The organism is Bradyrhizobium sp. CCGUVB4N, from assembly GCF_024199945.1.
GTDB lineage: Bacteria > Pseudomonadota > Alphaproteobacteria > Rhizobiales > Xanthobacteraceae > Bradyrhizobium.
This window is the reverse complement of record NZ_JANADP010000001.1, coordinates 7,353,244-7,377,429: the sequence shown is the minus strand read 5'-3', so window position 1 is coordinate 7,377,429 and position 24,186 is coordinate 7,353,244. Positions and strand designations below refer to the sequence as shown.

26 protein-coding genes are annotated in these 24,186 nt (G+C 63.8%); 20 read left to right on the top strand and 6 right to left on the bottom strand.

The genetic code is table 11. From position 1 onward, the window contains the following. Window positions 1-94 precede the first annotated feature (94 nt). From NLM31_RS34220 to NLM31_RS34160, 13 genes are all read left to right on the top strand, one after another. Window positions 95-1,327, top strand: coding sequence for a flagellar hook protein FlgE (locus NLM31_RS34220; protein ID WP_254195124.1), 1,233 nt, complete (start codon window positions 95-97; stop codon window positions 1,325-1,327). Window positions 1,328-1,373: 46 nt separating this feature from the next. Then, window positions 1,374-2,849, top strand: a complete 1,476-nt coding sequence (gene flgK / locus NLM31_RS34215) for a flagellar hook-associated protein FlgK (protein WP_254133672.1) — start codon at window positions 1,374-1,376, stop codon at window positions 2,847-2,849. A 2-nt stretch (window positions 2,850-2,851) separates the two neighbouring features. Next, on the top strand, window positions 2,852-3,898 hold the full coding sequence (locus NLM31_RS34210) for a flagellar hook-associated family protein (RefSeq protein WP_254195123.1): 1,047 nt from the start codon (window positions 2,852-2,854) through the stop codon (window positions 3,896-3,898). Window positions 3,899-3,957: 59 nt separating this feature from the next. Continuing rightward, window positions 3,958-4,302 carry a flagellar biosynthesis regulator FlaF gene (flaF, locus tag NLM31_RS34205; protein ID WP_254133670.1) on the top strand — a complete coding sequence of 115 codons (345 nt, stop codon included), beginning with the start codon at window positions 3,958-3,960 and terminating at the stop codon, window positions 4,300-4,302. Next, window positions 4,302-4,712, top strand: a complete 411-nt coding sequence (flbT, locus tag NLM31_RS34200) for a flagellar biosynthesis repressor FlbT (protein WP_254195122.1) — start codon at window positions 4,302-4,304, stop codon at window positions 4,710-4,712. The genes flaF and flbT overlap by 1 nt, the downstream gene beginning before the upstream one ends. A 17-nt stretch (window positions 4,713-4,729) precedes the next feature. After that, window positions 4,730-5,149, top strand: a complete 420-nt coding sequence (flgD, locus tag NLM31_RS34195) for a flagellar hook assembly protein FlgD (RefSeq protein WP_254195121.1) — start codon at window positions 4,730-4,732, stop codon at window positions 5,147-5,149. A gap of 2 nt (window positions 5,150-5,151) precedes the next feature. Beyond that, complete coding sequence (gene fliQ, locus NLM31_RS34190) at window positions 5,152-5,418, top strand: flagellar biosynthesis protein FliQ (protein ID WP_254133667.1); 267 nt, start codon at window positions 5,152-5,154, stop codon at window positions 5,416-5,418. 78 nt (window positions 5,419-5,496) lie between these two features. Further along, on the top strand, window positions 5,497-7,578 hold the full coding sequence (gene flhA / locus NLM31_RS34185) for a flagellar biosynthesis protein FlhA (RefSeq protein ID WP_254195120.1): 2,082 nt from the start codon (window positions 5,497-5,499) through the stop codon (window positions 7,576-7,578). Next, on the top strand, window positions 7,575-8,327 hold the full coding sequence (fliR, locus tag NLM31_RS34180) for a flagellar biosynthesis protein FliR (protein WP_254133665.1): 753 nt from the start codon (window positions 7,575-7,577) through the stop codon (window positions 8,325-8,327). The genes flhA and fliR overlap by 4 nt, the downstream gene beginning before the upstream one ends. A 6-nt stretch (window positions 8,328-8,333) precedes the next feature. After that, window positions 8,334-8,753: a hypothetical protein gene (locus tag NLM31_RS34175; RefSeq protein WP_254195119.1), complete on the top strand. Its 420-nt coding sequence runs from the start codon at window positions 8,334-8,336 to the stop codon at window positions 8,751-8,753. Further along, the gene (locus tag NLM31_RS34170) at window positions 8,750-9,229 is read left to right on the top strand and encodes a rod-binding protein (protein WP_254195118.1); all 480 of its coding nucleotides are present in this window, start codon (window positions 8,750-8,752) and stop codon (window positions 9,227-9,229) included. The genes NLM31_RS34175 and NLM31_RS34170 overlap by 4 nt, the downstream gene beginning before the upstream one ends. A gap of 44 nt (window positions 9,230-9,273) precedes the next feature. Beyond that, a complete protein-coding gene (locus NLM31_RS34165; RefSeq protein ID WP_254195117.1) occupies window positions 9,274-9,813 on the top strand; it encodes a flagellar biosynthesis protein FlgN in 540 nt (179 codons plus the stop codon). Next, window positions 9,810-10,268, top strand: a complete 459-nt coding sequence (locus tag NLM31_RS34160; RefSeq protein ID WP_254195116.1) for a hypothetical protein — start codon at window positions 9,810-9,812, stop codon at window positions 10,266-10,268. The genes NLM31_RS34165 and NLM31_RS34160 overlap by 4 nt, the downstream gene beginning before the upstream one ends. Window positions 10,269-10,478: 210 nt before the next feature. Here the strand turns inward: NLM31_RS34160 and NLM31_RS34155 are convergent, their stop codons facing one another. Continuing rightward, window positions 10,479-11,249, bottom strand: coding sequence for a response regulator transcription factor (locus NLM31_RS34155; RefSeq protein ID WP_187434668.1), 771 nt, complete (start codon window positions 11,247-11,249; stop codon window positions 10,479-10,481). 814 nt (window positions 11,250-12,063) lie between these two features. On the opposite strand from NLM31_RS34155, the gene NLM31_RS34150 reads away from it, so the two are divergent. Next, window positions 12,064-12,996: a hypothetical protein gene (locus tag NLM31_RS34150; RefSeq protein ID WP_254195115.1), complete on the top strand. Its 933-nt coding sequence runs from the start codon at window positions 12,064-12,066 to the stop codon at window positions 12,994-12,996. A 13-nt stretch (window positions 12,997-13,009) separates the two neighbouring features. Here the strand turns inward: NLM31_RS34150 and NLM31_RS34145 are convergent, their stop codons facing one another. Further along, complete coding sequence (locus NLM31_RS34145) at window positions 13,010-13,588, bottom strand: MarR family winged helix-turn-helix transcriptional regulator (RefSeq protein WP_254195114.1); 579 nt, start codon at window positions 13,586-13,588, stop codon at window positions 13,010-13,012. Window positions 13,589-14,118: 530 nt separating this feature from the next. Here NLM31_RS34145 and NLM31_RS34140 point away from each other — a divergent pair. Together NLM31_RS34140 and NLM31_RS34135 are read left to right on the top strand one after the other, a co-directional pair. Continuing rightward, window positions 14,119-15,345, top strand: coding sequence for an MFS transporter (locus NLM31_RS34140; protein ID WP_254196318.1), 1,227 nt, complete (start codon window positions 14,119-14,121; stop codon window positions 15,343-15,345). Between the two features lie 99 nt (window positions 15,346-15,444). Continuing rightward, window positions 15,445-16,332: a dienelactone hydrolase family protein gene (locus tag NLM31_RS34135; RefSeq protein ID WP_254133658.1), complete on the top strand. Its 888-nt coding sequence runs from the start codon at window positions 15,445-15,447 to the stop codon at window positions 16,330-16,332. Between the two features lie 61 nt (window positions 16,333-16,393). On the opposite strand, the gene NLM31_RS34130 is transcribed toward NLM31_RS34135, so the two are convergent. Next, a complete protein-coding gene (locus NLM31_RS34130; protein WP_254195113.1) occupies window positions 16,394-17,659 on the bottom strand; it encodes a serine hydrolase in 1,266 nt (421 codons plus the stop codon). A 114-nt stretch (window positions 17,660-17,773) separates the two neighbouring features. Beyond that, a complete protein-coding gene (locus NLM31_RS34125; RefSeq protein ID WP_254133656.1) occupies window positions 17,774-18,622 on the bottom strand; it encodes an SDR family oxidoreductase in 849 nt (282 codons plus the stop codon). 136 nt (window positions 18,623-18,758) lie between these two features. Here NLM31_RS34125 and NLM31_RS34120 point away from each other — a divergent pair, with 136 nt between their 5' ends. Next, the gene (locus tag NLM31_RS34120; protein ID WP_254195112.1) at window positions 18,759-19,511 is read left to right on the top strand and encodes an HAD family hydrolase; all 753 of its coding nucleotides are present in this window, start codon (window positions 18,759-18,761) and stop codon (window positions 19,509-19,511) included. 13 nt (window positions 19,512-19,524) lie between these two features. Here the strand turns inward: NLM31_RS34120 and NLM31_RS34115 are convergent, their stop codons facing one another. Further along, complete coding sequence (locus NLM31_RS34115) at window positions 19,525-19,932, bottom strand: nuclear transport factor 2 family protein (protein ID WP_148772927.1); 408 nt, start codon at window positions 19,930-19,932, stop codon at window positions 19,525-19,527. An 89-nt stretch (window positions 19,933-20,021) separates the two neighbouring features. Then, window positions 20,022-21,491, bottom strand: coding sequence for a mannitol dehydrogenase family protein (locus NLM31_RS34110; RefSeq protein WP_254195111.1), 1,470 nt, complete (start codon window positions 21,489-21,491; stop codon window positions 20,022-20,024). Window positions 21,492-21,629: 138 nt separating this feature from the next. On the opposite strand from NLM31_RS34110, the gene NLM31_RS34105 reads away from it, so the two are divergent. The 3 genes from NLM31_RS34105 to NLM31_RS34095 all read left to right on the top strand — a co-directional run bounded on the left by NLM31_RS34105 (window position 21,630) and on the right by NLM31_RS34095 (window position 24,186). Next, the gene (locus NLM31_RS34105) at window positions 21,630-22,442 is read left to right on the top strand and encodes a FadR/GntR family transcriptional regulator (protein WP_254195110.1); all 813 of its coding nucleotides are present in this window, start codon (window positions 21,630-21,632) and stop codon (window positions 22,440-22,442) included. 88 nt (window positions 22,443-22,530) lie between these two features. Further along, window positions 22,531-23,490 carry a sialic acid TRAP transporter substrate-binding protein SiaP gene (locus NLM31_RS34100; protein ID WP_254196317.1) on the top strand — a complete coding sequence of 320 codons (960 nt, stop codon included), beginning with the start codon at window positions 22,531-22,533 and terminating at the stop codon, window positions 23,488-23,490. 117 nt (window positions 23,491-23,607) lie between these two features. Next, window positions 23,608-24,186 carry a TRAP transporter small permease gene (locus NLM31_RS34095; RefSeq protein ID WP_254133652.1) on the top strand — a complete coding sequence of 193 codons (579 nt, stop codon included), beginning with the start codon at window positions 23,608-23,610 and terminating at the stop codon, window positions 24,184-24,186.

Here is a 24,186-nt window from a genome sequence, read left to right as displayed (position 1 = left end):
TGCATCGCATGAAGTTGTGCATCGCCGCCAATCATCAGCCCCGCGCAAGCAAGATCACCCATTGTAACGACAATCTGTCAAAGGAGCCCACTACATGAGCCTGTATGGTGTTATGCGCACCGGCGTTTCCGGTATGAACGCGCAGTCCAACAAGCTGTCGACGGTCTCGGACAACATCGCGAACGTCAACACGGTCGGCTACAAGCGGGCATCGACGGAATTCTCCTCGCTGATCCTGAAGAGCGGCTCCGGCAACTACGACTCCGGCGCAGTCGAGACCACGGTTCGCTACGCCATCACCGATCCCGGCAACCTCCAGTTCACGACCTCGACGACGGACCTCGCGGTCCAGGGCAACGGCTTCTTCGTCGTGCAGGACACCAACGGCAACAACTTCCTGACGCGCGCCGGCTCGTTCGTGCCCGACAGCTCGGGCAACCTGGTCAACACGGCCGGCTTCCAGCTGATGGGCTACAACATCCAGAATGGTGCTGCGCCCAACGTCGCCGCCAACGGCTTCGGTGGCCTGCAGGTCGTCAACGTCAACCAGATGGCGCTGCAGGCTTCGGCTTCGACCAAGGCAACCGTCGCGGCCAATCTGGATCCGAGTGCGACGAGCGGTGCAGGACCGGCGAGCCCCACCAACTACACCTCGAAGACGTCGATGGTGACCTATGACAATATCGGCAATCCCGTGACGCTCGACGTCTACATGAAGAATACCGGCGCGAACACATGGGATATCCAGACCTATAATGGATCGACGCTGCTTGCTCCGACGGGGTCCACCACGTTCACCTTTGACACGACGGCGACCGGCAAGGGAGCTCTGGCTGCAGCGAGCCCGAAGACGCTTTCATATACCGTTACCAGCGGCGCCTCGACTTATCCCTTCACGATGGACCTCTCGGCCATGACCCAGGTCGCGTCGAGCTTCGACTTCAAGGCGACCGTCGACGGCAACGCGCCGTCCGCCGTCGACAAAGTCAATATCGACAGCAAGGGCGTGGTCACCGCAGTGCTCAAGAACGGCACCGAGCTGCCGAGCTTTCAGATCGCGCTCGCCACCGTGCCGAGCCCCGACCATCTGACGCCCGAGGTCGGCAACGTCTATTCGCCGAACCTGGACTCCGGAAACGTGCAGGTCGGCCTCGCCGGCCAGGGCGGTCTCGGAACCATCCAGTCCGGTGCGCTGGAAGATTCCAACGTCGATCTCGCGGACGAACTGACCTCGATGATCGAGGCGCAGCGCGGCTTCACCGCCAACTCGAAGTCGTTCCAGACCGGCGCTGATCTGCTCGACGTCGTCGTCAACCTGAAGCGCTGAATTCTTCAGCGCCCTTCCCGGGCAAGAGAACGTTCAAGAGCACGCCATGTCCCTTACGTCAGCCCTCGACTCCGCCCGCAATTCGCTCATGGCGTCGGGCATCCAGTCGTCGACCGTCTCGCGCAACATCGCCGGCGCCAGTTCGACCGGCTATTCGCGCAAGATCACGGTGCTGGACAATCTTCCCGGCGCCGGCGTCTACGTGGCGGCGATCCAGCGCGCCGCCAGTTCGGGTCTGTACAGCAACGTGCTGACCGCGACCTCCGCGGCGGCCACGCAGAGCGCGATCTATGACGGTCTCCAGAAGATCGCGTCTGCCACGGTGGACGATCCGCAGCTCGACCAGTCGCCGACGGCGCAGCTCAATGCGCTGAAGCAGGCGCTTCAGCAATATGCCAACGCTCCGGACAACACCACGCTGGCCCAGGCCGCCGTGACGTCCGCGAAGGACATGGCGACCGCGCTCAACCAGGCAACCCAGACCGTGCAGTCGGTCCGCGAGGGCGCGGATGCCGACATGAACATTTCGGTCCAGAACATCAACCAGCTGCTCTCCCAGTTCCAGACCGTCAATACGGCAATCGTCAAGGGGACGATCGCCGGCGACGACGTGACCGATTATCTCGACCAGCGCGACAGCATCGTCTCGAAGCTGTCCCAGGAGGTCGGCGTCACGATGTCGATCCGCACCAACGGCGATGCCGCGCTCTACACCGACAGCGGCGTGGTGCTGTTCGACAAGACGGCGCGGGCGGTGAGCTTCGCCCCGACCACGTCCTATTCGGCGAACATCAGCGGAAATGCGGTCTTTATCGATGGCGTGCCCGTGACCGGTCCCAATTCGGTGATGCCGATCAAGTCCGGCAAGCTCGCCGGTCTCGCCCAATTGCGCGACACCGACACGGTCACCTATCAGAGCCAGCTCGACGAAGTCGCCCGTGGCCTGATCAATACTTTCAAGGAAAGCGACCAGTCGGGCGCGTCGCTGCCCGACGTTCCCGGCCTCTTCACCTATCCTGGCTCGCCGGCGATGCCTGCAAGCGCCACCGTCTCGGTGGGCCTTGCCGGTACGATCTCGGTTGCCGCATCGGTCGATCCGGCCCAGGGCGGCAACCCGAATCTGCTGCGCGACGGTGCGATCAGCGGCAACGTCGCCTATCAATACAACACCGCCGGCAGCGGCGGCTATTCGACCCGGCTTCAGCAGCTCATCACCAACATGGATGCGTCGCAGCCGTTCGATGCGACCACGCAGGGCAAGCCGAACGGCAGCCTGATCGACTATGCGGCGTCGTCGACGAGCTGGATCGAAAATCAGCGCAAGACCGCCAATGACAACTCCCAGTACCAGAGCACGCTGCTCGACCGCAGCACGACGGCGCTGTCGAACGTCAATGGCGTCAACATGGACGACGAGATGTCGTTGATGCTCCAGGTCGAACGCACCTATTCGGCGTCGTCGAAGATCATCTCGACCGTCGACCAAATGTTGCAAGCCTTGCTAGCCGCCGTGGGGAATTAGTCATGATGAGCGCCAACTACATTTCGACCCTGATGTTGTCCTCGTCGTTGAGGTATTCGATCACGAGCAACCAGGCCGCGCTGAGCAAGGCGTCGACGGAGGCGACCACCGGCCGCTTCGCCGATGTCGGCCTGGAACTCGGTGCCACGACGGGAGGCGACGTCACCTTGCGTGCGGACATGAGCTTCGCCGACCAGCTCGTCGATACCAACGGGCTGGTCGCGGGACGCCTGGACGTGACACAGGACCGCATCACCCAGCTCAGCACGACCGCAACGGACTTCCTCAAGGACCTGATCGCGGCCCGCAGCACCGACGGCGGCGGGCGGATCATCCTGCCGCCTGCGTCCTCCAACCTCCAGGATCTGATCGGCGCGCTGAACATCTCCTATAACGGCTCGTATCTGTTCTCCGGCATCAACACGCAGAATCAGCCGGTCACGGCTTATGCCGCCGGCTCGGCCAGCAAGAACCAGGTCGATAGCGATTTCCTTGCGGCCTTCGGTTTCCCGCAATCCTCGGCCAGCGTGAGCACGATTACCCCGGCTCAAATGCAGAGCTTCCTCAACGGTCCCTTCGACGCCGAGTTCGCGAGCCCGGCCTGGAACACCAACTGGTCGTCGGCCACCGACCAGGTCATGCAGAGCCGCATCTCCACCACCGAGATTGCCGATACGTCGGTCAGCGCCAACCAGACCGGTTTCCGCAAGCTCGCCGAGGCCTACACGATGATGGCCGATCTCGGAAATGCAAACCTCGACCAGTCGACGTTCCAGGTCGTGGTTGACAAGGCCATCGGCCTCGTCGGCAGCGCCATCACCGACCTCGCTGCGCTCGGCGGCAGCGTCGGCACGGTGCAGCAGCGGCTCACCACCGCGACCGACAAGCTCAAGACCCAGAAGGACATTCTGAACAATCAGATCGTCGGCATGGAGCAGGTCGATCCGACGGAGGCATCGGTGCGCGTCAATGCGCTGCAGACCCAGATCCAGACGGCGCTCGCGCTGACCTCGCAGCTCCAGAAGATCAGCCTCATCAACTATCTCTGAGCCGCGCGTCGTCGCGTTCGCTTTTAGTTTCTTGCAATTTTCTGCGCAGAGTTGTCCGGATGACTTTTGAAGCCTACGAAACGGTCGTTGAAGACAGCGGCTACGAGGCGCGGGGGCGCGAGCGACAGGCGCTCAGCCTCGGCATCGACCGGCTGGAGCGGCTCCAGAGGGAGCATCACAGCAGGGAGGATCAGGTCCAGAGCCTGCTCTACGTCCGGCGGCTGTGGACCATCTTCATCGAGGATCTCGCGCATCCGGAGAACGGACTGCCCGAGCAGCTGCGCGCGGACATCATCTCGATCGGCCTGTGGGTCGTCAAGGAGGCCGATCGCCTTCGCGAAGAACGTTCGAGCGACGTGATGCAGCTCGTCGAAATCAACCGCATGATCCGAGACGCGCTTTAATGAAGATTTCCTTGCGGGCGGGCGAACGGGTCTACATCAACGGCGCGGTGCTGCGCGTGGACCGCAAGGTCTCGCTCGAGCTCGTCAACGACGTGATGTTCCTGCTGGAAGGGCAGGTCATGCAGGCCTCCGACGCCACCACGGCGATGCGCCAGCTCTATTTCATCGTCCAGCTCATGCTGATGAATCCGACGGATATCGCTGCAGCCGCCTCGCTCTACGCGCAGCACCACGCCGCCCTGCTCGCCGTGTGCGAGAACCGCGAGATGCTGGACGGGCTCGCCGCGATCGACGAGATGGTCGGCGGAACCCGCTACTTCGAAGCGCTCAAGCGGATCCGGGCGCTGTTTCCCCTGGAGCAGGCGATCCTGGCCGGCGCCAACACTGAAGCCCCATTCGAGGCTGCCTGACAACAGCGGAGAGGCAAATGAACGTTTCCAGCGCAACCGATACCACCAGCACCAATTCGACGAGCTCGACGTCGTCCACCACGTCCACGTCGAACAACACCGTCGACTATAACACCTTCCTGCAGCTCCTCATCGCCGAGATGAAGAACCAGGATCCGACCAATCCGATGGATACGTCGCAATATATGAGCCAGTTCGCTCAGCTGTCGTCGGTCGAGCAGGCGATGCAGACCAATACGAAGCTGGATTCGCTGCTGTCCTCGCAGGCGCTGTCGCAGGCGGACGGACTGATCGGGAAGAACGTCAGCTTCACCGACTCGACCGGGGCGACCTTCACCGGCAAGGTTGCGTCGATCTCGATCAACAGCAACGGCTCGGTCGCGACCCTCGAGGACGGCACCAAGGTCGCGGTCGGCCCCGGCCTGACGATCAGCTAGCCATGAACGAGCGGGACGCCCTCGACATCGTCCAGGCGGCGATCTGGACCATCCTCGTTGCCTGCGGACCCGCGGTCGGCGCCGGGATGCTGGTCGGAATCGTTATCGCGCTGATCCAGGCCCTGACCCAGGTCCAGGAGGCGACGCTGACCTTCGTTCCGAAGATCGTCGTCATCCTCGTGGTCGTGGCGGTCTCCGGCTCCTTCATCGGCGCCCATATCTCCACCTTCACCGAGATGGTCTATTCGCGGATCGAGCACGGCTTCTGATCCGCGAAGAGCTCCGGCCACCACCCTCGCGTAAGCTTTGCGGGGCAAAATGCAGGCGGACCCTGCTGCCGGTGACCCATGGCCGATACTTTAGCTGCTAGCCTGCCCAACCCGCGACGCGTCGGCGCGGATGCCTTCTTCGCGGGCGGTATCGTGGCCATGCTCACGATCCTGTTCCTGCCGATCCCTCCGCTTCTGATCGACCTCGGCCTGGCGTTCTCGATCGCGCTCGCGGCGCTGATCCTGATGGTCGCATTGTGGATCCAGCGGCCGCTCGACTTCTCCGCCTTCCCGACGGTCCTGCTGATCGCGACGATCCTGCGGCTGGCGCTCAACGTGGCGACGACCCGCCTGATCCTGTCCCGCGGCGGGGAGGGCGAACAGGCTGCCGGCCATGTCGTCGCCGGCTTCTCGAAATTCGTCATGGGCGGCGACTTCGTCATCGGCCTGATCATCTTCGCGATCCTGGTCACGGTGAACTTCGTCGTGATCACCAAGGGCGCGACGCGTATCGCCGAAGTCGGCGCCCGCTTTACCCTGGACGCCATCCCGGGCAAGCAGATGGCGATCGACGCGGACCTGTCGGCGGGTCTGATCGACGACAAGGAAGCGCAGCGCCGGCGCCGCGAGCTCGAAGAGGAAAGCTCCTTCTTCGGCGCGATGGACGGTGCTTCGAAATTCGTCCGCGGCGATGCTATCGCCGGCCTGATCATCACCGCGATCAACATCTTCGGCGGCATCATCATCGGCGTCACCCATCACGGCCTGACGCTGTCGCGTGCTGCCGACGTCTACACAAAACTCTCCGTCGGCGACGGTCTGGTCACGCAGATGCCGGCACTGATCGTATCGCTTTCGGCGGGCCTGCTGGTCTCCAAGGGCGGCACCAGGGGTTCGGCGGAGCAGGCCGTGCTGCGGCAGCTCGGCGGCTACCCGCGCGCGGTGTCGGCGGCGTCGTTGATGATGTTCGTGCTCGCCTTGATGCCCGGCCTGCCGATGGCGCCGTTCGTGCTCCTGGGCGGCGTCATGGCCTTCGTCGGCTACTCGCTGCCGAAGCGGCAGGCGGCTGCGCAGCAGAAGGAGGCGGCGCGCAAGGCGGAAGAGCGCGCGCAGAACGATGCCAAGGAATCCGTCAAGGAATCGCTCAAGACCGCCGAAATCGAGCTGTCGCTCGGCAGCCATCTGTCGGTCCATTTGCTCGGCTCGCGCAACGAGCTCGCGCACCGCGTCAGCAAGATCCGCAAGAAGTTCGCCAAGCAGTACGGCTTCGTCATTCCCGAGATCAAGCTGTCGGACAATCTGTCGATCGATCCCAAGGGTTACCAGATCCGGATCCACGATACCCGCGTCGCCCATGGCGAGCTCAGGATCGGCGAGGTGATGGTGCTGGTGGACAAGGACGGCAAGCCCGACGTGCCCGGCGACGAGGTAATCGAGCCCGCGTTCGGCATGAAGGCGCTGTGGGTGACCGAAGCCTTCACCGATGAAGTCAGGCGGCAGGGCTGCAAGCCGGTCGACAATCTGTCGGTGCTGCTCACGCATCTGAGCGAGGTGCTCAGGGCGAACCTCTCCCAGCTGCTGTCCTACAAGGACATGCGCGGGCTGCTTGACCGGCTCGAGCCCGAGTACAAGCGCCTGGTCGACGATCTCTGTCCGTCGCAGATCTCCTATTCGGGCCTGCTGGCGATCCTGAAGATCCTGCTGGGCGAGCGAGTGTCGATCCGGAATCTTCACCTGATCCTCGAGGCGGTCGCCGAGATCGCGCCGCATGTGCGGCGTTCCGAGCAGGTGGCCGAGCACGTGCGCATGCGCCTGGCTCAGCAGATCTGCGGTGATCTCTCCGACAATGGCGTGCTCAACGTCCTTCGCCTCGGCAACCGCTGGGATCTCGCCTTCCACCAGAGCCTGAAGCGCGACGGCAAGGGCGACGTCGTCGAGTTCGACGCCGACCCGCGCCTGATCGAACAGTTCGCGACCGAAGCCAGTGCCGCGATCCGGAAATTCACCGAGGACGGCACCAGCGTGGTGCTGGCGGTGACGCCGGAAGCCCGCCCCTATGTCCGCATGATCCTGGAACGGGTGTTCCCGACATTGCCGATCCTGTCGCATGTCGAGGTCGCTCGCAGCGCCGAGATCCGGGCGCTCGGAGCCATCTCGTGATCAGCGGCCTCGCCGACAACGTGCTCGCGACGTTTATCGTATTCTGCCGTATCGGCTCCTGCCTGATGCTGGTGCCCGGTTATTCCAGCACGAACGTGCCGCCGCAGATCCGCCTGTTCGTCGCGCTCGTCACGACGTTTGCGCTGTCACCGATCCTGGTCTCGATGCTGAAGCCGCTGGTGGACGATGCGTCGCCGCTGACGCTCGCGCTGCTGATCGGCACCGAAATATTGGTCGGCAGCGTCATCGGCCTCGGCGGGCGCGTGTTCTTCCTCGCGCTCCAGACCATGTCCACCGTTATGGCGAGCTCGATCGGGCTCAGCAACATCCCGGGCGTGCCGCTCGGCGACAACGATCCGACGCCGGCCTCGGTGCCGCTGATCATGGCCGCGGTCACCACGCTGTTCTTCCTCACCGACCAGCATTGGCAAGTCGTGCGTGGGTTGATGAACTCCTACGACGTCTGGCATCCCGGTGAGAGACTGAGCGGCGAGATGGCGCTGAATCAGCTCACGAGCCGCCTCACGGACGCGTTCGTGCTGACGCTGCGGATCACCAGCCCCTTCATCGTCTATTCCGTCATCGTCAATTTTTCGATCGGCCTCATCAACAAGCTGACGCCGTCGATTGCGGTCTATTTCGTCTCGGTGCCGTTCGTCCTGGTCGGCGGTCTACTGCTGCTCTATCTCACCAGTGACGAGTTATTGACGCAATTCATGCTCGGCATGTCATCGTGGCTGGCGGGATGACGGGCCATGAATTCGCGCGCGGACAAGCTCGGTCGGATCGTCTCGCTGGTGAAGCTTCAGCTCCGTCTGTCCGAATGGCAGCTCGCGCAACTGCGGCAGCAGGAGCAGACCATGCAGGATGAGCAGGTTTGGCTGGTCGGGACCCTGAACGGGGGAAAACCGCCGGCCGGATCGTCGAGCGAGTCGCTCGCGAGGCGCCTCAACAGGACGACCGTCGGCGCGCGCGCCGTGCAAGAGCGGGCCGCGATGCAGCTCGCCAAGGTCCGCTCGGAAAACCGGCGCGTCAAACAGCTCGAGGAGGTCGCCAAGGTGGCGCTGGCCGAAAAGCTGCGCGACGCCGAGAAGCGCTCGCTCGAGGACATGACCGAGACACATGCCGCCGTGCGCGATTTGGCGCCACGGCCAGCCAGCCGGAACAAGACATGATCGTGACGCCGACATCCGACCTCGTTCTCGACGTCCTCGACGCCGCCGATCCGGTGACGCAGCGCGCGGCGACCGCGAAGCTCGACGCGCTGAAATCGTCGGGCGCCGATTTTGCCGCGACGATGGAGTCCGAGGCCACCAAGGTCGCCGCGGCAGCGGCCGATCAATCCGCCGCGAATGTGGCGGAGGCGCAGTCCGGAGTGGTGAACGGGCCGCCGGTGCAGGTGATCAAGAAGCCCGGCCCGGATGAGGTCTATCGCAAGTTCGAGGCGTTCATCCTCCAGACCTTTGTCGAGACGATGCTGCCGAAGGAGTCGGAGGAAGTGTTCGGCAAGGGCACCGCCGGCGGCGTCTGGAAATCGATGCTGGCCGAGCAGCTGGGCGCCCAGCTCGCGAAGGGCAAGGGAATCGGAATTGCCAAGCAGCTCGCGTCCGCACACCCGCCTGGTCCGGATGTGACGGGCAAGTCGGGCTGATGGATCTGGGACACGGGTGACCAAAGTTGAAGGGTGAATTTGCTATGCAGGTGGAACAGGGCGCGACACTTCCGGTGATAGAGCAGCCGGTCGTCGAACAGCAGGTCTTGGACTCCGAGATGATGACCGGGGCCGCGCCGGGCGATGCTCTGTTGCCCGTGCTGCTGCCGAATGTCGGCGGCGAGATGCCGTTCGACGAAGCCGAGGCGGCAAGATTGGAGGCGACGCGGGCCGAGGAGGTCAGCGGCCTGCTGTCAGCGATCCGCCGGCTCGAGACCATCGTCGAGGAAGAAACCGTCGCGCTCGCGACCGGACAGAAGGTCGATTTCGACGATTTCAGCATGCGCAAGAGCCGGAGCATGCTGGAATTCGTCCGCCTGATGCGGGCGCGGATGCATCTCGGCGGCGAAAGCGAGATCACCGAGGAGATCCGGCGGCTGCGCGAGAAGCTCGAGCGCAACCGTTCGCTCCTCGAAATGCATTACGACGCCGTGCGTGAGGTTGCGACCATCATCGTCAGGGCGATCAAGGATGCCGAGTCTGACGGCACCTACACCGGTCGCGCAGCGCGGGACGGAAAATGATCAAGCTGGTGCTGGCCGGGCTCTGGGTATGCATCCTCACCGCGGGCACGAGCTACGGCGTGGCCTATTGGAAGGAAAACGGCACCCTGCTGCCCGCGAAGGACGAATATCTGGACGGGCTGCAATACCAGAAGACCCGCGCGCTGAGCATCCCCATGGTCGAGAGCGGCGCCGTGCAGGGCTACATCGTCGCGCACTTTGTCTACACGGTGGAGGCGCGAACCATGCACCAGCTCACCGTTCCGCCCGAGCCGTTCGTCGTGGACGAGGCCTTCCGCAGGATCTACGCTGACGACAAGCTCGATTTCAGGAAGCTCGCCCGCTATGACCTCTCCGTCCTGACCGCTGGGATCAAGCAGCGCGTCAACGAGCGGATGCAGGCCGACATCGTCCAGGACGTGCTGGTCGAGGACTTCAACTACGTCTCCAAGGAAGAATTCCAGCAGAAGCCGTAACGCGCCGGGCCGCGAGGCCGCACGGGTGCAACGACGTTTCTGCTGCTGAAGCAAGCCGGCCTCTGCGGATGTCCCCGCAGAGGCCGGTTGTTGTTTGCGAGCCGTGGCTTGAAAGTACATGACCCGGAAAGGTGTGCGGCGGCTTTCCGGGGCATGTTCAAATCCAAAGCGCGATGAGGATCTCACCCGATCTCATCGCGCTTTGGCGCGTCAGTTGCCGGCCGGGTACGCCGCCGGGGCGGCATGTGCCCGGTTCAGGAGGATACCGACCTCGTCGAGCTCCTGCATCGGCTCGTCGATGGCCTCGTTGGCGGGGATGTTGAGCCGGTATCCGACGTAGCGCCGTGCCACGATTGCGTCGAAACCGAGCCGATCACGCAGCTTCTTGCGCAGCTTGCTGACGTGGCTTTCGATCACGCTCTCGTCGAACGTGGATTCGAAGATGCCGTAGACTGCGTTGAAGATCTGCGTCTTGGTGATCCACTTGCCGTGATTGCTGACCATATACTCGAGAATGCGCAGCTCGCGGCGGGGCAGTGTGAGGGCATGGCCCGCGATTTCGGGGTCACGTCCGTTGAAGAAGACCTGGATCCGGGTCTCGCAGGGCCTTGGCAGCTCGCCCACCCGGCGGCGGGCGATCGCGGCCGTTCGGGCGAGGATCTCACGCAGGTGAATCGGCACATGAACCACGTCGTCCACGCCGGATTCAAACAGCTCCAGCGTGTTCTTGAGCATCTTCTGGCCACTCATGGCGATGATCGGAGCCGTGGACCGCTTGCGCATCGCCCGTGGCAGACTTCCGCGGGCATCGCAGTCCCCCAGAAGGAAGGCATCGACCGCTGCCAGGTCCGATTCGTTCGCGGATTGCAGCCAGTCCCAGAATTCTCCGGAGGAGAACCCGATCGACGATACGCCCTCGCGAACGAGCCCTCCTACGTAGCTGTTCGTGACGCTCTCGCGATCATCAACGATTATATACATTAGTCAGTCGCCCCTGTTTCGCACTTGCAGCGGCCGGGAGTTGTTGTGATGCCCCGGCTCGACGCCATGCTGTTTGACGATATTCCCTCCCGCGAACCGTTGTTATGTTTCGATGTTCGCGGGCAGCCCTACGCATTCAGTGCCTGCGTGAGCAGGCCTGCTACTTCGACTCAATACTGAACGCTTACTGCGTGAGGCTCGGCGGGTGTCTTACGGATCACCCCGCGGAGCGGTGAGACAGCGACCTAGAATAGTTGCGCTACGTTGCTGATTACGTCCGAACGCTACTGAACTTGGTCGATCTCCTCGCCAACTGGCGAGAATCACTTGAGTAGGACCGTAACAATTGCCGATTTCCGATCAAGCGTGCGGAACAAAGCGTTTGCTACGTGTGCTTGATGCTGTTGGTTTGTTTCTGGTTGTTTCTTTGTATGTCAAAGATCATCAGTTGATTTGAAATCCAAACTACTTTTGCACCGTGACGGTTATAAAGTTCCATATGCCCGTACAAATACAGCTATTTTGGGTAGTGCTGTCGGGCTATCGCAGGGAAGGGTTTTCAACCCCGGATTGACTCTCCTGGCCGCGCACCCGGCTGCGACAATTCGACTCATGTATGGCGGCGAGACTCCAGCTTGGCGAAATCTTGGCGAGTGTGTGTCTTTCGAGTCGCACTTTCGCCTCGTGCATGACGCGTTGGACTCATTCGATGTCGCATTGTTTGTGACGAATAGATTTTTTGACGCGCACGTTTCAGGCAAGCTTCGCCAACTAGCTTCGTTCAACAGATCGAAAACGAACGGAGCATTTTCAAATGTTGTCCGATGGAAAAACGCGTCCCGCCGAAACTGCGGATTTGACCGCAGCGGCGAGGCCGGCTCCGGAAGCGCGCGACACGAAGACCAATAATGCGCCGCGTGCGGCCAAGCCCGCACCAAGCGTGAAGCCTGTATCGGCAGCGAGCGACGAAGTTGCCGCCAAGGCCGCGCTCGAGGGATTGAAGCGCATTCGCGCCAAGGCGCGCCTTGATAAGATGGCGATACCAAAGCCTGCGCCTGTGGCGATCAAGCCAGCGGTGATCGTGGCCAAACCGCCGCCGCCACGTCCAACATGGGTCGCGCCGCTTGCGACATTGGCGGTTGCCGCGATCCTGGTGGTCTGCGCCTGCACCGGCGTCATTGCCTATCTCACCACGCAGCCGAGCCAGACCAGTGCCGCGGCCAGTGCGGAGATCAGGAATCTGCGCGATACGGTCACGCAGCTGCGCAAGCAATTGGCCGGCGTGTCCGAGAATCTGGACGGCCTGCGGACCGCGGTCGATCAGTCAAGCAAGTCGACCAGCGATCGTTTCGGCCGGTTCGCCGAGAATCTGGATCGCATCGAGCGCGTGAGCTCGTCCTCGACCGCCAAGCTCGACAGGCTTGCGCAGGCCCAGGTCCAGCCGCCGACTCCCGTTGCCGCGCAGCCGTCGCCGGCGGCGCCGATGATGGCCTCGCTTGCAGCACCCGAGACCACGGGCTCGGTGTCTCCGGCCGAACGCAGCTCGGCGCCGCGAAAGGTGGTCAAGGGCTGGTCGGTTCGCCAGGCTTATGAAGGCATTGCGATCCTGCAGGGGCCGAGCGGTGTCATAGAGGCCGTGCTCGGCCAGCAGGTCCCGAATCTCGGTCGCATCGAGGAGATCAGGAACGAGAGCGGCCGTCTAGTGGTGGAAACCAGCGGCGGCGTCGTCTATTCGGCGCGCAAATGAGCTGCGGACAGCTCTATTGGCGATGATGCTCGAAGCTGGTGCATAGCAGGTCGATCTCGGCTTCGGCGATCGGCGCGCGAAACAGCCGGCAGGTGAATTCGACCGTCGTCTTGTTCTCGGAAGCTGTGCGATCCTCCCGGAGGAAGATGCATCGCTTGCAGACGTCGGTGTGGTGCCGCTGTTCGGCGGCATCCGCCTGATCGAGCACGTGTCGCAAGGTGTCGCGAAAGCGGAGCTTGCCGTCGTCATCGAGGATCGCGATCGCCTCGACGAGGCCATTGACGGGATCGCGCGCCAGAAACTTCTTGCCCTGCTGCGTCACGCTCAGCGTCACCGAGCGCTTGTCCTTGGTGGAGCGCTTCCGCTCCACATAGCCGAGCCGTTCGAGCTCGCCGATGATGAAGGAGGCGGTGCCGCGCGTGGTGCCGACATAGCTTGCCAGTGCCGAAGGCGTCCTCGAGAACCGGTTGGCACGGGAGAGAAAGCGCAGCGCCATCCACTCGCGATCGCGCATGCCGTGCTTGGTGCCTTCGAACCACAGGATTCGCGCGACCTGTCCAAGTAATTCAATCGCTTCACGAGCCAAATTCATATCGATGCCAGATCGGATAAAGCTTTATTCAATTGAGCAGTTGGGTGCGCAATCGCTGCGGGTCGGAATGAAGCTGTCGAGCGTCGCTCGAAGCGGAAACAATTGCCGCGCTTGGAAGACGCTTCTCCGTTCTGGAGATGGAACATTCGGGAGTGGAACTAGAGCGTCACGAAGAAAGTTCGAGTAAATATGACGGCTCAACTGATCTGAAAATTTCAGTCAAATGACGCGTGCTTGCGTTCAAATATCGGACCGTGTGCTGTGCCCGGGCAACATGATGTGTCGTTGCGGCCACGATCGAGCCGAATGTTGCGGCGAAACGTTTCGAATTGCGCGAAGCCGCACACAGCCTGCAACGCGTGATGGCGCCGCGGCCTGGGGGAGAACCCCCTTTTTCGGTTAATGGATGTTGCGACGCAATGCGGTCACGCGGTTAAATCGGGCACACAATCACCGGGAATTCGAGAGTGCCGTCAGGAAACAAGCCGTTCAACGTCAAACGCGCAGCACTCGCCGCCACCGTCGGCAACATGCTCGAGTTCTACGACTTCATCACCTACAGCTTCTTCGCGATCCAGATCGGCCACACCTTCTTCCCGACCGGAAGCGAATACGGCAGTCTGATGTTGTCGCTTGCGACCTTCGGCGCCGGCTTCGTGACGCGGCCGATCGGCGGCATCGTGCTCGGTACTTATTCCGACCGGATCGGCCGGCGGCCGGCCATGCTGCTGAGTTTCGCACTGATGGGGGCGGCGATCCTCACCATCACGTTCACGCCGTCCTACAATACGATCGGCATTGCAGCGCCGATCATCGTGATCGCGGCCCGCATGGCGCAGGGCTTTGCGCTCGGCGGCGAGGTCGGGCCCACCACCGCCTATCTCATCGAGATCGCGCCGCCCGAGCATCGGGCGCTGGTGGTGGCGTGGCAGCCGGCGAGCCAGGAGATCGCCGCGACCGCCGGCGCGCTTGTCGGCGTCATTCTCAGCAAGACGATGGCGCCGGAGATGCTGGACGCGTATGGCTGGCGGGTCGCGTTCCTGATCGGCGCAATCTGCCTGCCGTTCGGCGTCTGGATGCGCCGAACCTTGCCGGAAACGATTCCGCAGGCGGAAGCCGGAGCCGTCGCGAAGGAGAGCGCGGGCCATTTCTCGCAGGCCCGCCGCCACACCGGCCTGATCGCGCTGGCGCTGATGGTTCTGGCCAGCGGCACGATCTCGACCTATGTCACGCAATACATGACGACCTATGCGCAGAACACGCTGCATGTTTCGTCGACCTTGGCGTTTGGCGTGTCGCTGGTCAGCAACGCCATTCAGTTTGCCGGCGCGCTGGTCGGCGGCTGGCTCGCCGACCGCCTCGGCCGCAAGCCCGTCATGATCTGGCCGCAGCTCGCAACGCTGCTGCTGACCTATCCGGTCTTCCTGTGGATCGTCCATGCGCCCGGCACGCTGTCGCTGCTGGTCGGCTTCGGTCTGCTCTCCGTCATCGGCTCGCTGCCCTTCACTGCGTTCTATGCGACCTTTACCGAGGCGCTGCCCCAGAACATCCGCGGCGGCGTGTTCGCCACCGTCTACGCAGTCGCGATCGCAAGCTTTGGCGGCACGGCGCAGCTCGTGGTGACCTGGCTGCTCCATGTCACCGGCGATCCGCTGGCGCCGGCCTGGTATCTGCTGCTTGCGGCGATCGTCGGACTTGTCGCGATGAGCCTGATGCCGGAGACCGCACCGGTGAAGCAGCGCGATCGCCGGATCTGAAGGCCCGGCGCTCTCAGGCTGGTGATTTGCGTTTCGCAGGCATTTATTGGCGAATGCGTCGCCTGAAGATCAGGGCTAGGCATCAGGAAGGAAAGACCGATGAGCATAGAAACCACCATGACAGCCGACGTCGTGGGGCTGACGAAAGTCGCCCCGGTGTCGCGCCGCGGCTTCATGAGCGCCACCGCGGCCGTTGCTGCCGGCTACACGCTTGCGGCCGGTCCCGTCCGCGCCGAGGTGATCACGACCGACACCACCGGCCTCCAGGCTGGCGATGCCAAGATCAAGGTCGGTTCCGAGGAGATGCCTGCTTACTTCGCCCGTCCCGCCGGCAACACCAAGGCGCCGGTGATCATCGTCGCGATGGAGATTTTTGGCCTGCACGAATACATCAAGGACGTGACGCGGCGCCTCGCCAAGCTCGGCGCATTCGCGGTCGCGCCCGACTATTATTTCCGCAAGGGCACCGATCTCACCAAGATCACCGACATCAAGGACTTGCTGCCGGTCGTCAACGCCAAGCCGGACGCCGAGCTGCTGTCCGATCTCGACGCGACGGTGGCATGGGCGGGATCGCAGGGCGGCGACACCGCGAAGCTCGGCATCATCGGCTTCTGCCGCGGTGGTCGTACGGTCTGGGAATATGCCGCCCATAGCGGCACGCTCAAGGCCGGCGTTGCCTTCTACGGTCCGCCGGTCGATGCGCCCAATCCGCTGTGGCCGAAGAGCCCGCTGCAGCTCGCGCCCGAGATGAAGGCGCCGGTGCTTGGCCTCTATGGCGGCGCCGACACCGGCATCCCCGTGGCGCAGGTCGAGCAGCTCAAGGCGGCGCTCGCGGAGAACAAGAAGACGGACGACTTCAAGATCTATCCGGAAGCGCCACACGGCTTCCATGCCGACTATCGCGGCAGCTACCGCAAGGACGCGGCGGAGGATGCCTGGAAGCAGGCGCAGGCCTGGTTCAAGAAGTATGGCGTCCTGAGCTGACGCCAGAATCCAAAAGGGCGGTCCGAGCGACCGCCCTTTTTTACTTGCGCGCGGACCGGCCTCACTTCGTCATCGCGCCATAGACGATGTCCTGCACCTGCTCCCGATAATACTTGCGCAGCTCACCGGGTGCCGCCGTCCCCACCACCACGACAAGCCGTTCCTTGGGATCGCAGAAGAACTGCGTTCCGTAGGCGCCGTTCCAGGTGAACTCGCCGGGATTGCCGGGGACTGAAGACAGTCCTTCGCTGGTCCGAACCGCGACCGCGAGGCCAAAGCCGAAACCGGCACGATGCGGCTCGACATTAGCCACGTTGTTCTTGATCTCGGGGCCGAGATGGTTGCTCGTCATGTGATGTACGGTCTTGGGCGAGAGGATGCGCTGTCCGTCGAGCTCGCCGCCATTGAGAAGCATCTGACCGAAGCGGATGTAGTCGCCGACCGTCGCGAACGAGCAGGCGCCGCCGCAATCGAATTTGGTCGGGGTATCCAGAAGCTTGATGGCCTGCGGCTTCCCCGTGATCGGATCGTTGGCAAAGGGGCGCGCGAGACGGGGGCGCTGTGCGTCGGTCGGATGGAAGGTCGCGTCCTTCATGCCGAGCGGCTGCCAGACATTGGCGGCGAGATAATCACCAAGGTGCTGCTCGCTCACCTTCTCGACAACGGCGCCAAGCACGTCGATCGAGAAGCCGTATTCGAACTCGGTCGAGGGCTGATGCACCAGCGGCAGTTTCGTGATGCGATCGATGAAGGCCTGCGTGTCGCCTTCGATCGCCGGTGCAGTGCCTTCAGGGTATTGCCGCGCGAGCGCGCTGGAGGAGTCCGGACGGCCGCCATACATCAGGCCGGACGTGTGGCGGTACAGGTCGTGAATGTAGATCGGCGATGCCTGCGGTTCGAGCTTCACCGAGCCGTCGGCTTGCTGAACGCCGACCTTCATGTCGGCAAAGGCGGGATAGTAATCGGACAGTTTTGCCTGGAGCGGCAGCTTGCCTTGCTCCAGCAGCGTCAGGCCGGCGACCGCGGCCATCGGCTTGGTCATCGAGGCCAGCGCGAACATCGCATCGATCGGCATCGGCGTGCCCTTGTCCGGATCGAGCATGCCATAGGCCTTGTAGTGCACGAGCTTGCCGTCCCGCGCGATGGCGACGACGGCGCCGGGCACACGCTTGGCGGCGATCTCGCGGGCGAAGAAATCGTCGAGCCGTGCGAGGCCCTGCTTCGAGAAGCCGACATCGTCGGGATTGGCCTCGGGCAGCGGCGCGGCGCGCGCTGCTCCGAACGTGATGACGGCAGCCGCCGCGATCATGGCGATCGTCTTGTTCATGAAATCCTCCCAGGCGGCGAGCTCGTTATGCGGTGGCTCGCTCCACGCCTAGATCATGACCGCGCAGACGCGAAGTCAAGCGCGGGTAGGGCATGTCTGGGACGCGCCAAAACCTTATCGTCCGTCGCCCGTTCGCCACAGCGCATCGAGGCCGTGCCGATAGGTCGGATAGGCAAGCCGGACGCCGAGCTCGTGCTTCAGCCGCGTGTTGGAGACGCGGGCGCTGCTGGCATAGAAGCTGCGCGCCATTGCCGACATCTCGGCGGTCGCGAACGCCTCTTCCGCGGGCGGCGCAACGCCCATCAGTTGCGCGGCGTAGGCGATCACGTCCTGGGGCGGTGCGGGCTCGTCGTCGCAGACGTTCCAGGTGCCGCTGCCGTTGTGGTCGATCGCAGCCATGATGGCGCTGGCGATATCGTCGACATGAATGCGGTTGAAGACCTGGCCGGGCTTGATGATACGGCGCGCCGTGCCGTTGCGCAGCGTCACCAGCGCGTTGCGGCCGGGACCGTAGATGCCGGCGAGCCGCAGGATCGCGACGTCGCCGTGTGCCGTGTCGGTCCAGGCCTGCTCCGCCGCGACCCGCATCCGCGCGCGGTCGAGGCTCGACTGAGGCGGTGTGCTCTCGTCCACCCATCCGCCGGCGTGATCGCCATAGACGCCGACGGTGGAGAGATAGACCACCTTGCGGCGGCGCGCTGCGAGCACGTCACCGAGCGCCGCCAGCGCGGGATCGCCGGTGCTGCCCGGCGGGATCGAGATCAGGAGGACATCGGCATCGCTGATACGGTCGACCGTCGCGTCGGCCGGGCGGCTGCCGGAAAAGCCATGCACCTCGATCCCCGCAAGGTCGACCCGCGCGGCGGGGTCGCGGACCGTGCCTGCGACATGCGAGAAGCTGCCGCCGAATGTGCGGACGAAATGCCGGGCGCTGTAGCCGAGGCCGAGGATGAAGAGCCGCATGCGTCTCCCGTGAGTTCCCGTTTGCGCGAGGCGCGCAGCTCCGCTCATAAGAGATTTTTGGGTCCGGCAAAAGATATTGCGATTTTACTCGCCCGCCGCCTCGGGCGATGGTCGCCCGTCACAGGAGGCGTCGACCATGCAGGCGGAAGCGGCCACCATAGTGCCATCCGGCGCGGCGGAGCTGATCCGGAACGCGGCCGCTCTGATCTTCGACGTCGACGGGACCCTGGCCGAGACGGAGGAGCTGCACCGGCGGGCCTTCAACCACGCCTTTGCCCGTCACGGGCTCGACTGGCATTGGGACCGGGCCGCCTACAAGGATCTGTTGCGGGTGACCGGCGGCAAGGAGCGCATCCGCGCCTTCCATGCCCGGCAGTGGATCGCGCCGCCCTTGTCGGATGCGGATATCGCCGAACTTCACCGTATCAAGACCGCTCATTATGCCGAGCTGGTCGAGACCGGCTGCTGCCCCCTGCGGCCCGGTGTGACGGAGCTGCTCACAGCGGCCAAGGCGCGCGGCCAGCGGCTCGCGATCGCGACCACGACCTCGCACGGCAACATCGATGCGCTGCTGTCGCGCGCGCTGGGGCCGCGCTGGGCCGCGGATTTCGATGCGATCGTTGCCGGTGATGATGTCAGGCACAAGAAGCCTGCGCCGGACGTCTATCTCGACGTGCTGGTGCGATTGAAGCTGGCGCCATCCGACTGCGTCGCGATCGAGGATTCCAGTAACGGGCTGATCGCGGCCTCGCGGGCCGACATTCCCGTGCTCATCACCCGCAGCCTGTTTTTCCGGGATGATGATTTCAGCGCGGCGCAGGTGGTGCTGGACGATCTGTCGGAACTCGCCGTCGAACCAAAAACCGCAAAACAACCCCATGCACAGTAGGACGCTGTCGCGGTCAGTGCACCCGGTGACTTGCTCTATCGTCCTCAGCCTGCTCGACAATCTGCGCGATCGGGCTCGACTGGTGATGCACCAGGCGCCAGCCGTCGCCGACGCGCCGAAAATGGTTGGCGGCGGCGAGCGCGGTGCCGTCGACGATCTCGATGCAGAGCACGCGCGCACTGTCGCCGTCGACGATCGCCTGCGGCTCGGCGCAGACGATCTGCGGCCGTTCCGGATTTTGCAGGATGTCGCGCCAGCTTCCGATCACGGTGGCGTGGCCGACGATTGCGGGCCAGCCGGGATGAATGCAGGAAATGGCGTCGTCATCCGCCCACATCCGCTTCATTTCGTCAAAATCGCCCGTCGAAAAGGCGGCGTAGAAAGCCGCGTTCGCGGCGATGACCTTGCTGTCCTTTGCCATGCCTCTCGGGTGAGCCAATGGCAGGCAAAAATCAAGCGCGACTTGAGTCCGACTTTGAACGCAGTGCAGCATGATTGCCCACTTTATGGTCACGCCGAAATGAGCGTCTCCACCGTGCGTCGCGCACCGTCCTTGTAGAGGCGGCCGAGTGCCGCGGTCACGGCCTCGCGCAGGCGCGGCTCGGCGCTGAGCGGCCCGAACACCTTTGTGACGCCGAGCAATGCCGGCGCCAGCCGCTCCGCGACGGGACCGGCCTCGCGCGCCAGGCCCGCGAGCTCGGCGGCGAGGGGATCGCGCACGTCGATGGCGCGGCCCTGCTCGTCGCGTGCGGTGACGTAGCGCATCCAGCCGGCGACCGCGAGCGCGTGCGTCGCGATCGGCAGGTTTTTGGCCAGGCGATCCTGCATCGCGCCGAGCAGGCGCTGCGGCAGCTTCTGCGAGCCGTCCATTGCGATCTGCCAGGTGCGGTGATGCAGCGCCGGATTGGCGAAGCGCTTGAGCAGGGACGCACGATAGGCGGCGAGATCGGTGCCCGCAGGCATCGTCAGCGTCAGCGCCGCCTCTTCCATCACCTGCGCGGCGAGGCGCGCGAAATGCGGATCCTGCATGGTCTCGGCGATGGTCTCGTAACCGGCGAGATAGCCGAGATAGGCGAGCGCCGAATGGCTGGCGTTGAGCAGCCGCAGCTTCATCAGCTCGAACGGCTTGACGTCGGCGACGAGCTCGACGCCGGCGGCAGCCAGATCGGGCCTGCCGGCGGAAAAGCGATCCTCGACCACCCATTGCGTGAACGGCTCGGTCATCACTGGCCAGGCATCACGCATCCCGAGTGCGGCTGCGACGGCATCACGGTCGGCATCGGTCGTTTCCGGCACGATCCGATCGACCATGGTGCAGGGGAATGTGGCGTTATCCGCGATCCATTTGCCGAGGTCTTTCGACCGAAGTGCCGCGAATTGCGTCACGATCCGCTGCACGGTGTGGCCGTTGGCGGCGAGGTTGTCGCAGCACAGCACCGTGAAGGGCGAAAGTCCCTGCGCCCGCCGGCGCGCCAGTGCAGCCACGATGAAGCCGGGCGCCGAGCGCGGCGCGTCGAAATTGTTGAGATCGTGCACGACGTCGGGATGCCGCTCATCGAGATCGCCGGTCTGCGGCGTGTGGCAATAGCCCTTCTCGGTGACCGTGAGCGAGACGATGCGGATGGCGGGATCGGCCATCCGCGCGACCAGCGCAGCCGGTTTCTCGCGCGCGACGACGCTGTCCAGCAGCGCGCCGATGACGCGATGCTCGGTGCCCTCAGTGGCGCGCACGGCAACTGTGTAGAGATGATCCTGCGGGGCGAGCGCGTCGCGGGTTTCAGGGCTGCGCAGGCTCGCGCCGACAATGCCCCACGAGGTGGCGCCGGTAGCAAGGCAATCGTCGATGACGACGGCCTGATGGGCGCGATGAAACGCGCCCAAACCAAGATGCACGATACCGGGCGTAACACGCGCGCGATCATAGGCCGGGCGGCGGATGCGAGGTGCCAGCCGATCGAGATTGGAGCTGCCAAGCCGCATGGTCGTCTCTCCCTGTATTTGGCCGCTGCTTGACATGGCGGCCGTCCTGGGTCAATGCTCCGGTCAATTGGTAAGGCCAATTCTCCAAAATTGGCGGGTCGCCGGATCCACCGGCGCGACCCTTTCGGGGAGGCCAGCGTGCCGCTGGAAGCTGTGGAGGCGAGACGGCTTTACCGCCAGGTCGCCGATCAATTGCGAAGCCTGATCGACAGCGGCGAGTACGCGGTCGGCAGCCGCTTGCCGACCGAGCGCGAGCTCGCGGAGCAGCTCAGGATCTCGCGCCCGACGGTGCGCGAAGCCCTGATCGCGCTCGAAGTCGAGGGTCGCGTCCGCATCCGTGTCGGTTCAGGCATTTATGTGAGCGAGCCCGCGGACGCGGCGCCGGCGTTGGCGGCCGCCGTCATTGAAGGTCCGTTCGAGCTGTTGCGCGCCCGCGAATTCCTCGAAAGCGCCATCGCCGAGCAGGCCGCGCGCGTCGCGACCAAGGACGATCTCGGGCGCATCGATGCCGCCCTGGTGGCGATGGAGAACGTCGCGCATCCCGGCGAAGCCTCGATGGTCCATGACCGCGCTTTCCATATCGCGATCGCCGGATGCCTCGGCAATGCCGTTCTGGTGCGCGTGGTCGGCGAGCTGTTCGACCAGCGCCTCAACCCCTATTTCGCGCAGCTTGCGCATTATTTCGAGAACCCCGGCACCTGGCGCACGGCGCTTAGCGAGCACCGGGCCGTGCGCGATGCCATCGCGGCGCGCCAGCCAAAGGCGGCCCGCGACGCCATGCGCGATCACCTCGCGCATTCGCAGGAGCGCTTTGCGCAGAATTTCGGCGCCGAAACCGCCGCGGCAGCGCCGACGATGCGGAAGCGGACCGCGCGATCCGACGCTCAGCCGGCGAAGCCAACACGACCGTCGAAGAAGCAGGTCAAAAGCGGCAGCGCGCGGCGGCGATGAGATTGGGCGGCTCGCATCGGTTTCGAGGTGAGTGAACAAGAAGCAGACTTGAGTGAGTGGAGGAAAATCAGTGTTGAAGAAAATCACGATGGTGCTGGCGGTCTCGGCCGCGGCAATGTTTGCGACGACCCAGGTCAGCCTGGCGCAGACCAAGCTGAAATGGGCCCATGTCTACGAGACCTCGGAGCCGTTCCACACGGCTTCGGTCTGGGCCGCGCAGGAGATCGGCAAGCGCACCAACGGGCGCTACCAGATCGACGTCTATCCGGCGTCCCAGCTTGGCAAGGAAGCCGACATCAACCAGGGCCTCTCGCTCGGCTCGGTCGATATCATCATCTCCGGCTCGAGCTTCGCGGCCAAGAGCTTCCCGCCGATCGGCGTGACCTATTATCCCTACACCTTCCGCGATGCCGATCATCTGCTCGCCTATACCAAGAGCGACATCTTCAAGGAGCTCGCCAAGGGGTACGAGGACAAGAGCGGTCACCACATCATCGCGGTGACCTATTACGGCGTGCGCCAGACTTCGTCGAACAAGCCGATCAAGACCTGCGCGGACCTGAAAGGTCTGAAGATGCGCGTGCCCGACGTGCCGGCCTATCTCGCCATGCCGCGCGCCTGCGGCGCCAACACCGCGCCGATCGCTTTCGCCGAGGTCTATCTCGCGCTCCAGAACGGCACCGTCGAGGCGCAGGAAAACCCGCTGACCACGATCGAAGCCAAGAAGTTCTACGAGGTGCAGAAGCACATCGTGCTCACCGGCCACATCGTCGACCACCTCAACACGGTGGTGGCGGGCGCGCTCTGGAAGAAGCTCTCGGACGAGGACAAGAAGATCTTCACCGACGTGGCGCAGGAAGCGGCCGCGAAAGCGACCGAGGAGATCAAGCAGAACGAGGCCAAGCTCGTCGCCTTCTTCAAGGAAAAGGGCCTGACCGTGACCGAAGTCGACAAGAACGAGTTCCGCGACATCGTGCTGAAGAACGTTCCGTTCGAGACCTTCGGTTATCGCAAGGCCGATTGGGAACGGATCCAGGCGGTCAAGTGACGACGTAGTCGTCATCCCGGGGCGGTCCGCAGGACCGAACCCGGGATCTCGAGGTTCCGGGTCTGGTGCTTGCGCACCATCCCGGAACGACGTGAATTAGTTTTGGGGAGTAACCACATGTCGACCGCCGAAGTGCACCGGCAGATCACCGGGGACGAGATCGCCCATACCTTCGAGGAGGAGGCGACGCCGAAGGTCGATCTCGGCGTCTACGCTTTCGAGGATTGGGTGGCGCTGGTGATCTTCTGGGTGATGGCGCTCGCCGTCTTCCTGCAGTTCTTCACCCGCTATGTCCTCAACGACAGCTACGCCTGGACCGAGGAGATCGCGACCTACTGCCTGATCGGCGTCGTCTTCATCGGTGCCTCGATGTGCGTGCGGCTGTCGCGGCACATCCAGGTCGACCTGATCTACCGCTATCTGCCGCACGTCGTCGCGCGCGCGCTGTCGACGGCGATCGACCTGATCCGGATCGCCTTCTTCGGTTACGCCATCAAGCTGGTCTGGGTCTACATCCAGATCATCGGCGACGAATCCATGACCACGATCAATCTGCCCAAGGACTACGTCTATTACGCCGTCCTCCTCGGCTTCGTGCTGATGTTCGTTCGCTCGGTGCAGGTCGCGCTGCAACATCTGCGACAGGGCTATTCGATCCTCGAACGTCCCGGCGCCTACGACGGTTTTGAAGGATAA

Excerpts from the sequence above, each read along its gene's own strand:
- NLM31_RS34145 (WP_254195114.1), bottom strand. The coding sequence starts at position 13,588 with ATGAATTTGGCTCGTGAAGCGATTGAATTACTTGGACAGGTCGCGCGA.
- flhA (WP_254195120.1), top strand. The coding sequence starts at position 5,497 with ATGGCCGATACTTTAGCTGCTAGCCTGCCCAACCCGCGACGCGTCGGC.
- NLM31_RS34220 (WP_254195124.1), top strand. The coding sequence starts at position 95 with ATGAGCCTGTATGGTGTTATGCGCACCGGCGTTTCCGGTATGAACGCG.
- NLM31_RS34120 (WP_254195112.1), top strand. The coding sequence starts at position 18,759 with ATGCAGGCGGAAGCGGCCACCATAGTGCCATCCGGCGCGGCGGAGCTG.
- NLM31_RS34130 (WP_254195113.1), bottom strand. The coding sequence starts at position 17,659 with ATGAACAAGACGATCGCCATGATCGCGGCGGCTGCCGTCATCACGTTC.
- NLM31_RS34175 (WP_254195119.1), top strand. The coding sequence starts at position 8,334 with ATGAATTCGCGCGCGGACAAGCTCGGTCGGATCGTCTCGCTGGTGAAG.
- NLM31_RS34125 (WP_254133656.1), bottom strand. The coding sequence starts at position 18,622 with ATGCGGCTCTTCATCCTCGGCCTCGGCTACAGCGCCCGGCATTTCGTC.
- NLM31_RS34150 (WP_254195115.1), top strand. The coding sequence starts at position 12,064 with ATGTTGTCCGATGGAAAAACGCGTCCCGCCGAAACTGCGGATTTGACC.
- NLM31_RS34165 (WP_254195117.1), top strand. The coding sequence starts at position 9,274 with ATGCAGGTGGAACAGGGCGCGACACTTCCGGTGATAGAGCAGCCGGTC.
- NLM31_RS34160 (WP_254195116.1), top strand. The coding sequence starts at position 9,810 with ATGATCAAGCTGGTGCTGGCCGGGCTCTGGGTATGCATCCTCACCGCG.
- NLM31_RS34170 (WP_254195118.1), top strand. The coding sequence starts at position 8,750 with ATGATCGTGACGCCGACATCCGACCTCGTTCTCGACGTCCTCGACGCC.
- flgD (WP_254195121.1), top strand. The coding sequence starts at position 4,730 with ATGAACGTTTCCAGCGCAACCGATACCACCAGCACCAATTCGACGAGC.
- flgK (WP_254133672.1), top strand. The coding sequence starts at position 1,374 with ATGTCCCTTACGTCAGCCCTCGACTCCGCCCGCAATTCGCTCATGGCG.
- NLM31_RS34135 (WP_254133658.1), top strand. The coding sequence starts at position 15,445 with ATGAGCATAGAAACCACCATGACAGCCGACGTCGTGGGGCTGACGAAA.
- NLM31_RS34115 (WP_148772927.1), bottom strand. The coding sequence starts at position 19,932 with ATGGCAAAGGACAGCAAGGTCATCGCCGCGAACGCGGCTTTCTACGCC.
- NLM31_RS34110 (WP_254195111.1), bottom strand. The coding sequence starts at position 21,491 with ATGCGGCTTGGCAGCTCCAATCTCGATCGGCTGGCACCTCGCATCCGC.
- NLM31_RS34210 (WP_254195123.1), top strand. The coding sequence starts at position 2,852 with ATGATGAGCGCCAACTACATTTCGACCCTGATGTTGTCCTCGTCGTTG.
- NLM31_RS34140 (WP_254196318.1), top strand. The coding sequence starts at position 14,119 with ATGCTCGAGTTCTACGACTTCATCACCTACAGCTTCTTCGCGATCCAG.
- NLM31_RS34095 (WP_254133652.1), top strand. The coding sequence starts at position 23,608 with ATGTCGACCGCCGAAGTGCACCGGCAGATCACCGGGGACGAGATCGCC.
- flaF (WP_254133670.1), top strand. The coding sequence starts at position 3,958 with ATGACTTTTGAAGCCTACGAAACGGTCGTTGAAGACAGCGGCTACGAG.
- flbT (WP_254195122.1), top strand. The coding sequence starts at position 4,302 with ATGAAGATTTCCTTGCGGGCGGGCGAACGGGTCTACATCAACGGCGCG.
- NLM31_RS34100 (WP_254196317.1), top strand. The coding sequence starts at position 22,531 with ATGGTGCTGGCGGTCTCGGCCGCGGCAATGTTTGCGACGACCCAGGTC.
- NLM31_RS34155 (WP_187434668.1), bottom strand. The coding sequence starts at position 11,249 with ATGTATATAATCGTTGATGATCGCGAGAGCGTCACGAACAGCTACGTA.
- fliQ (WP_254133667.1), top strand. The coding sequence starts at position 5,152 with ATGAACGAGCGGGACGCCCTCGACATCGTCCAGGCGGCGATCTGGACC.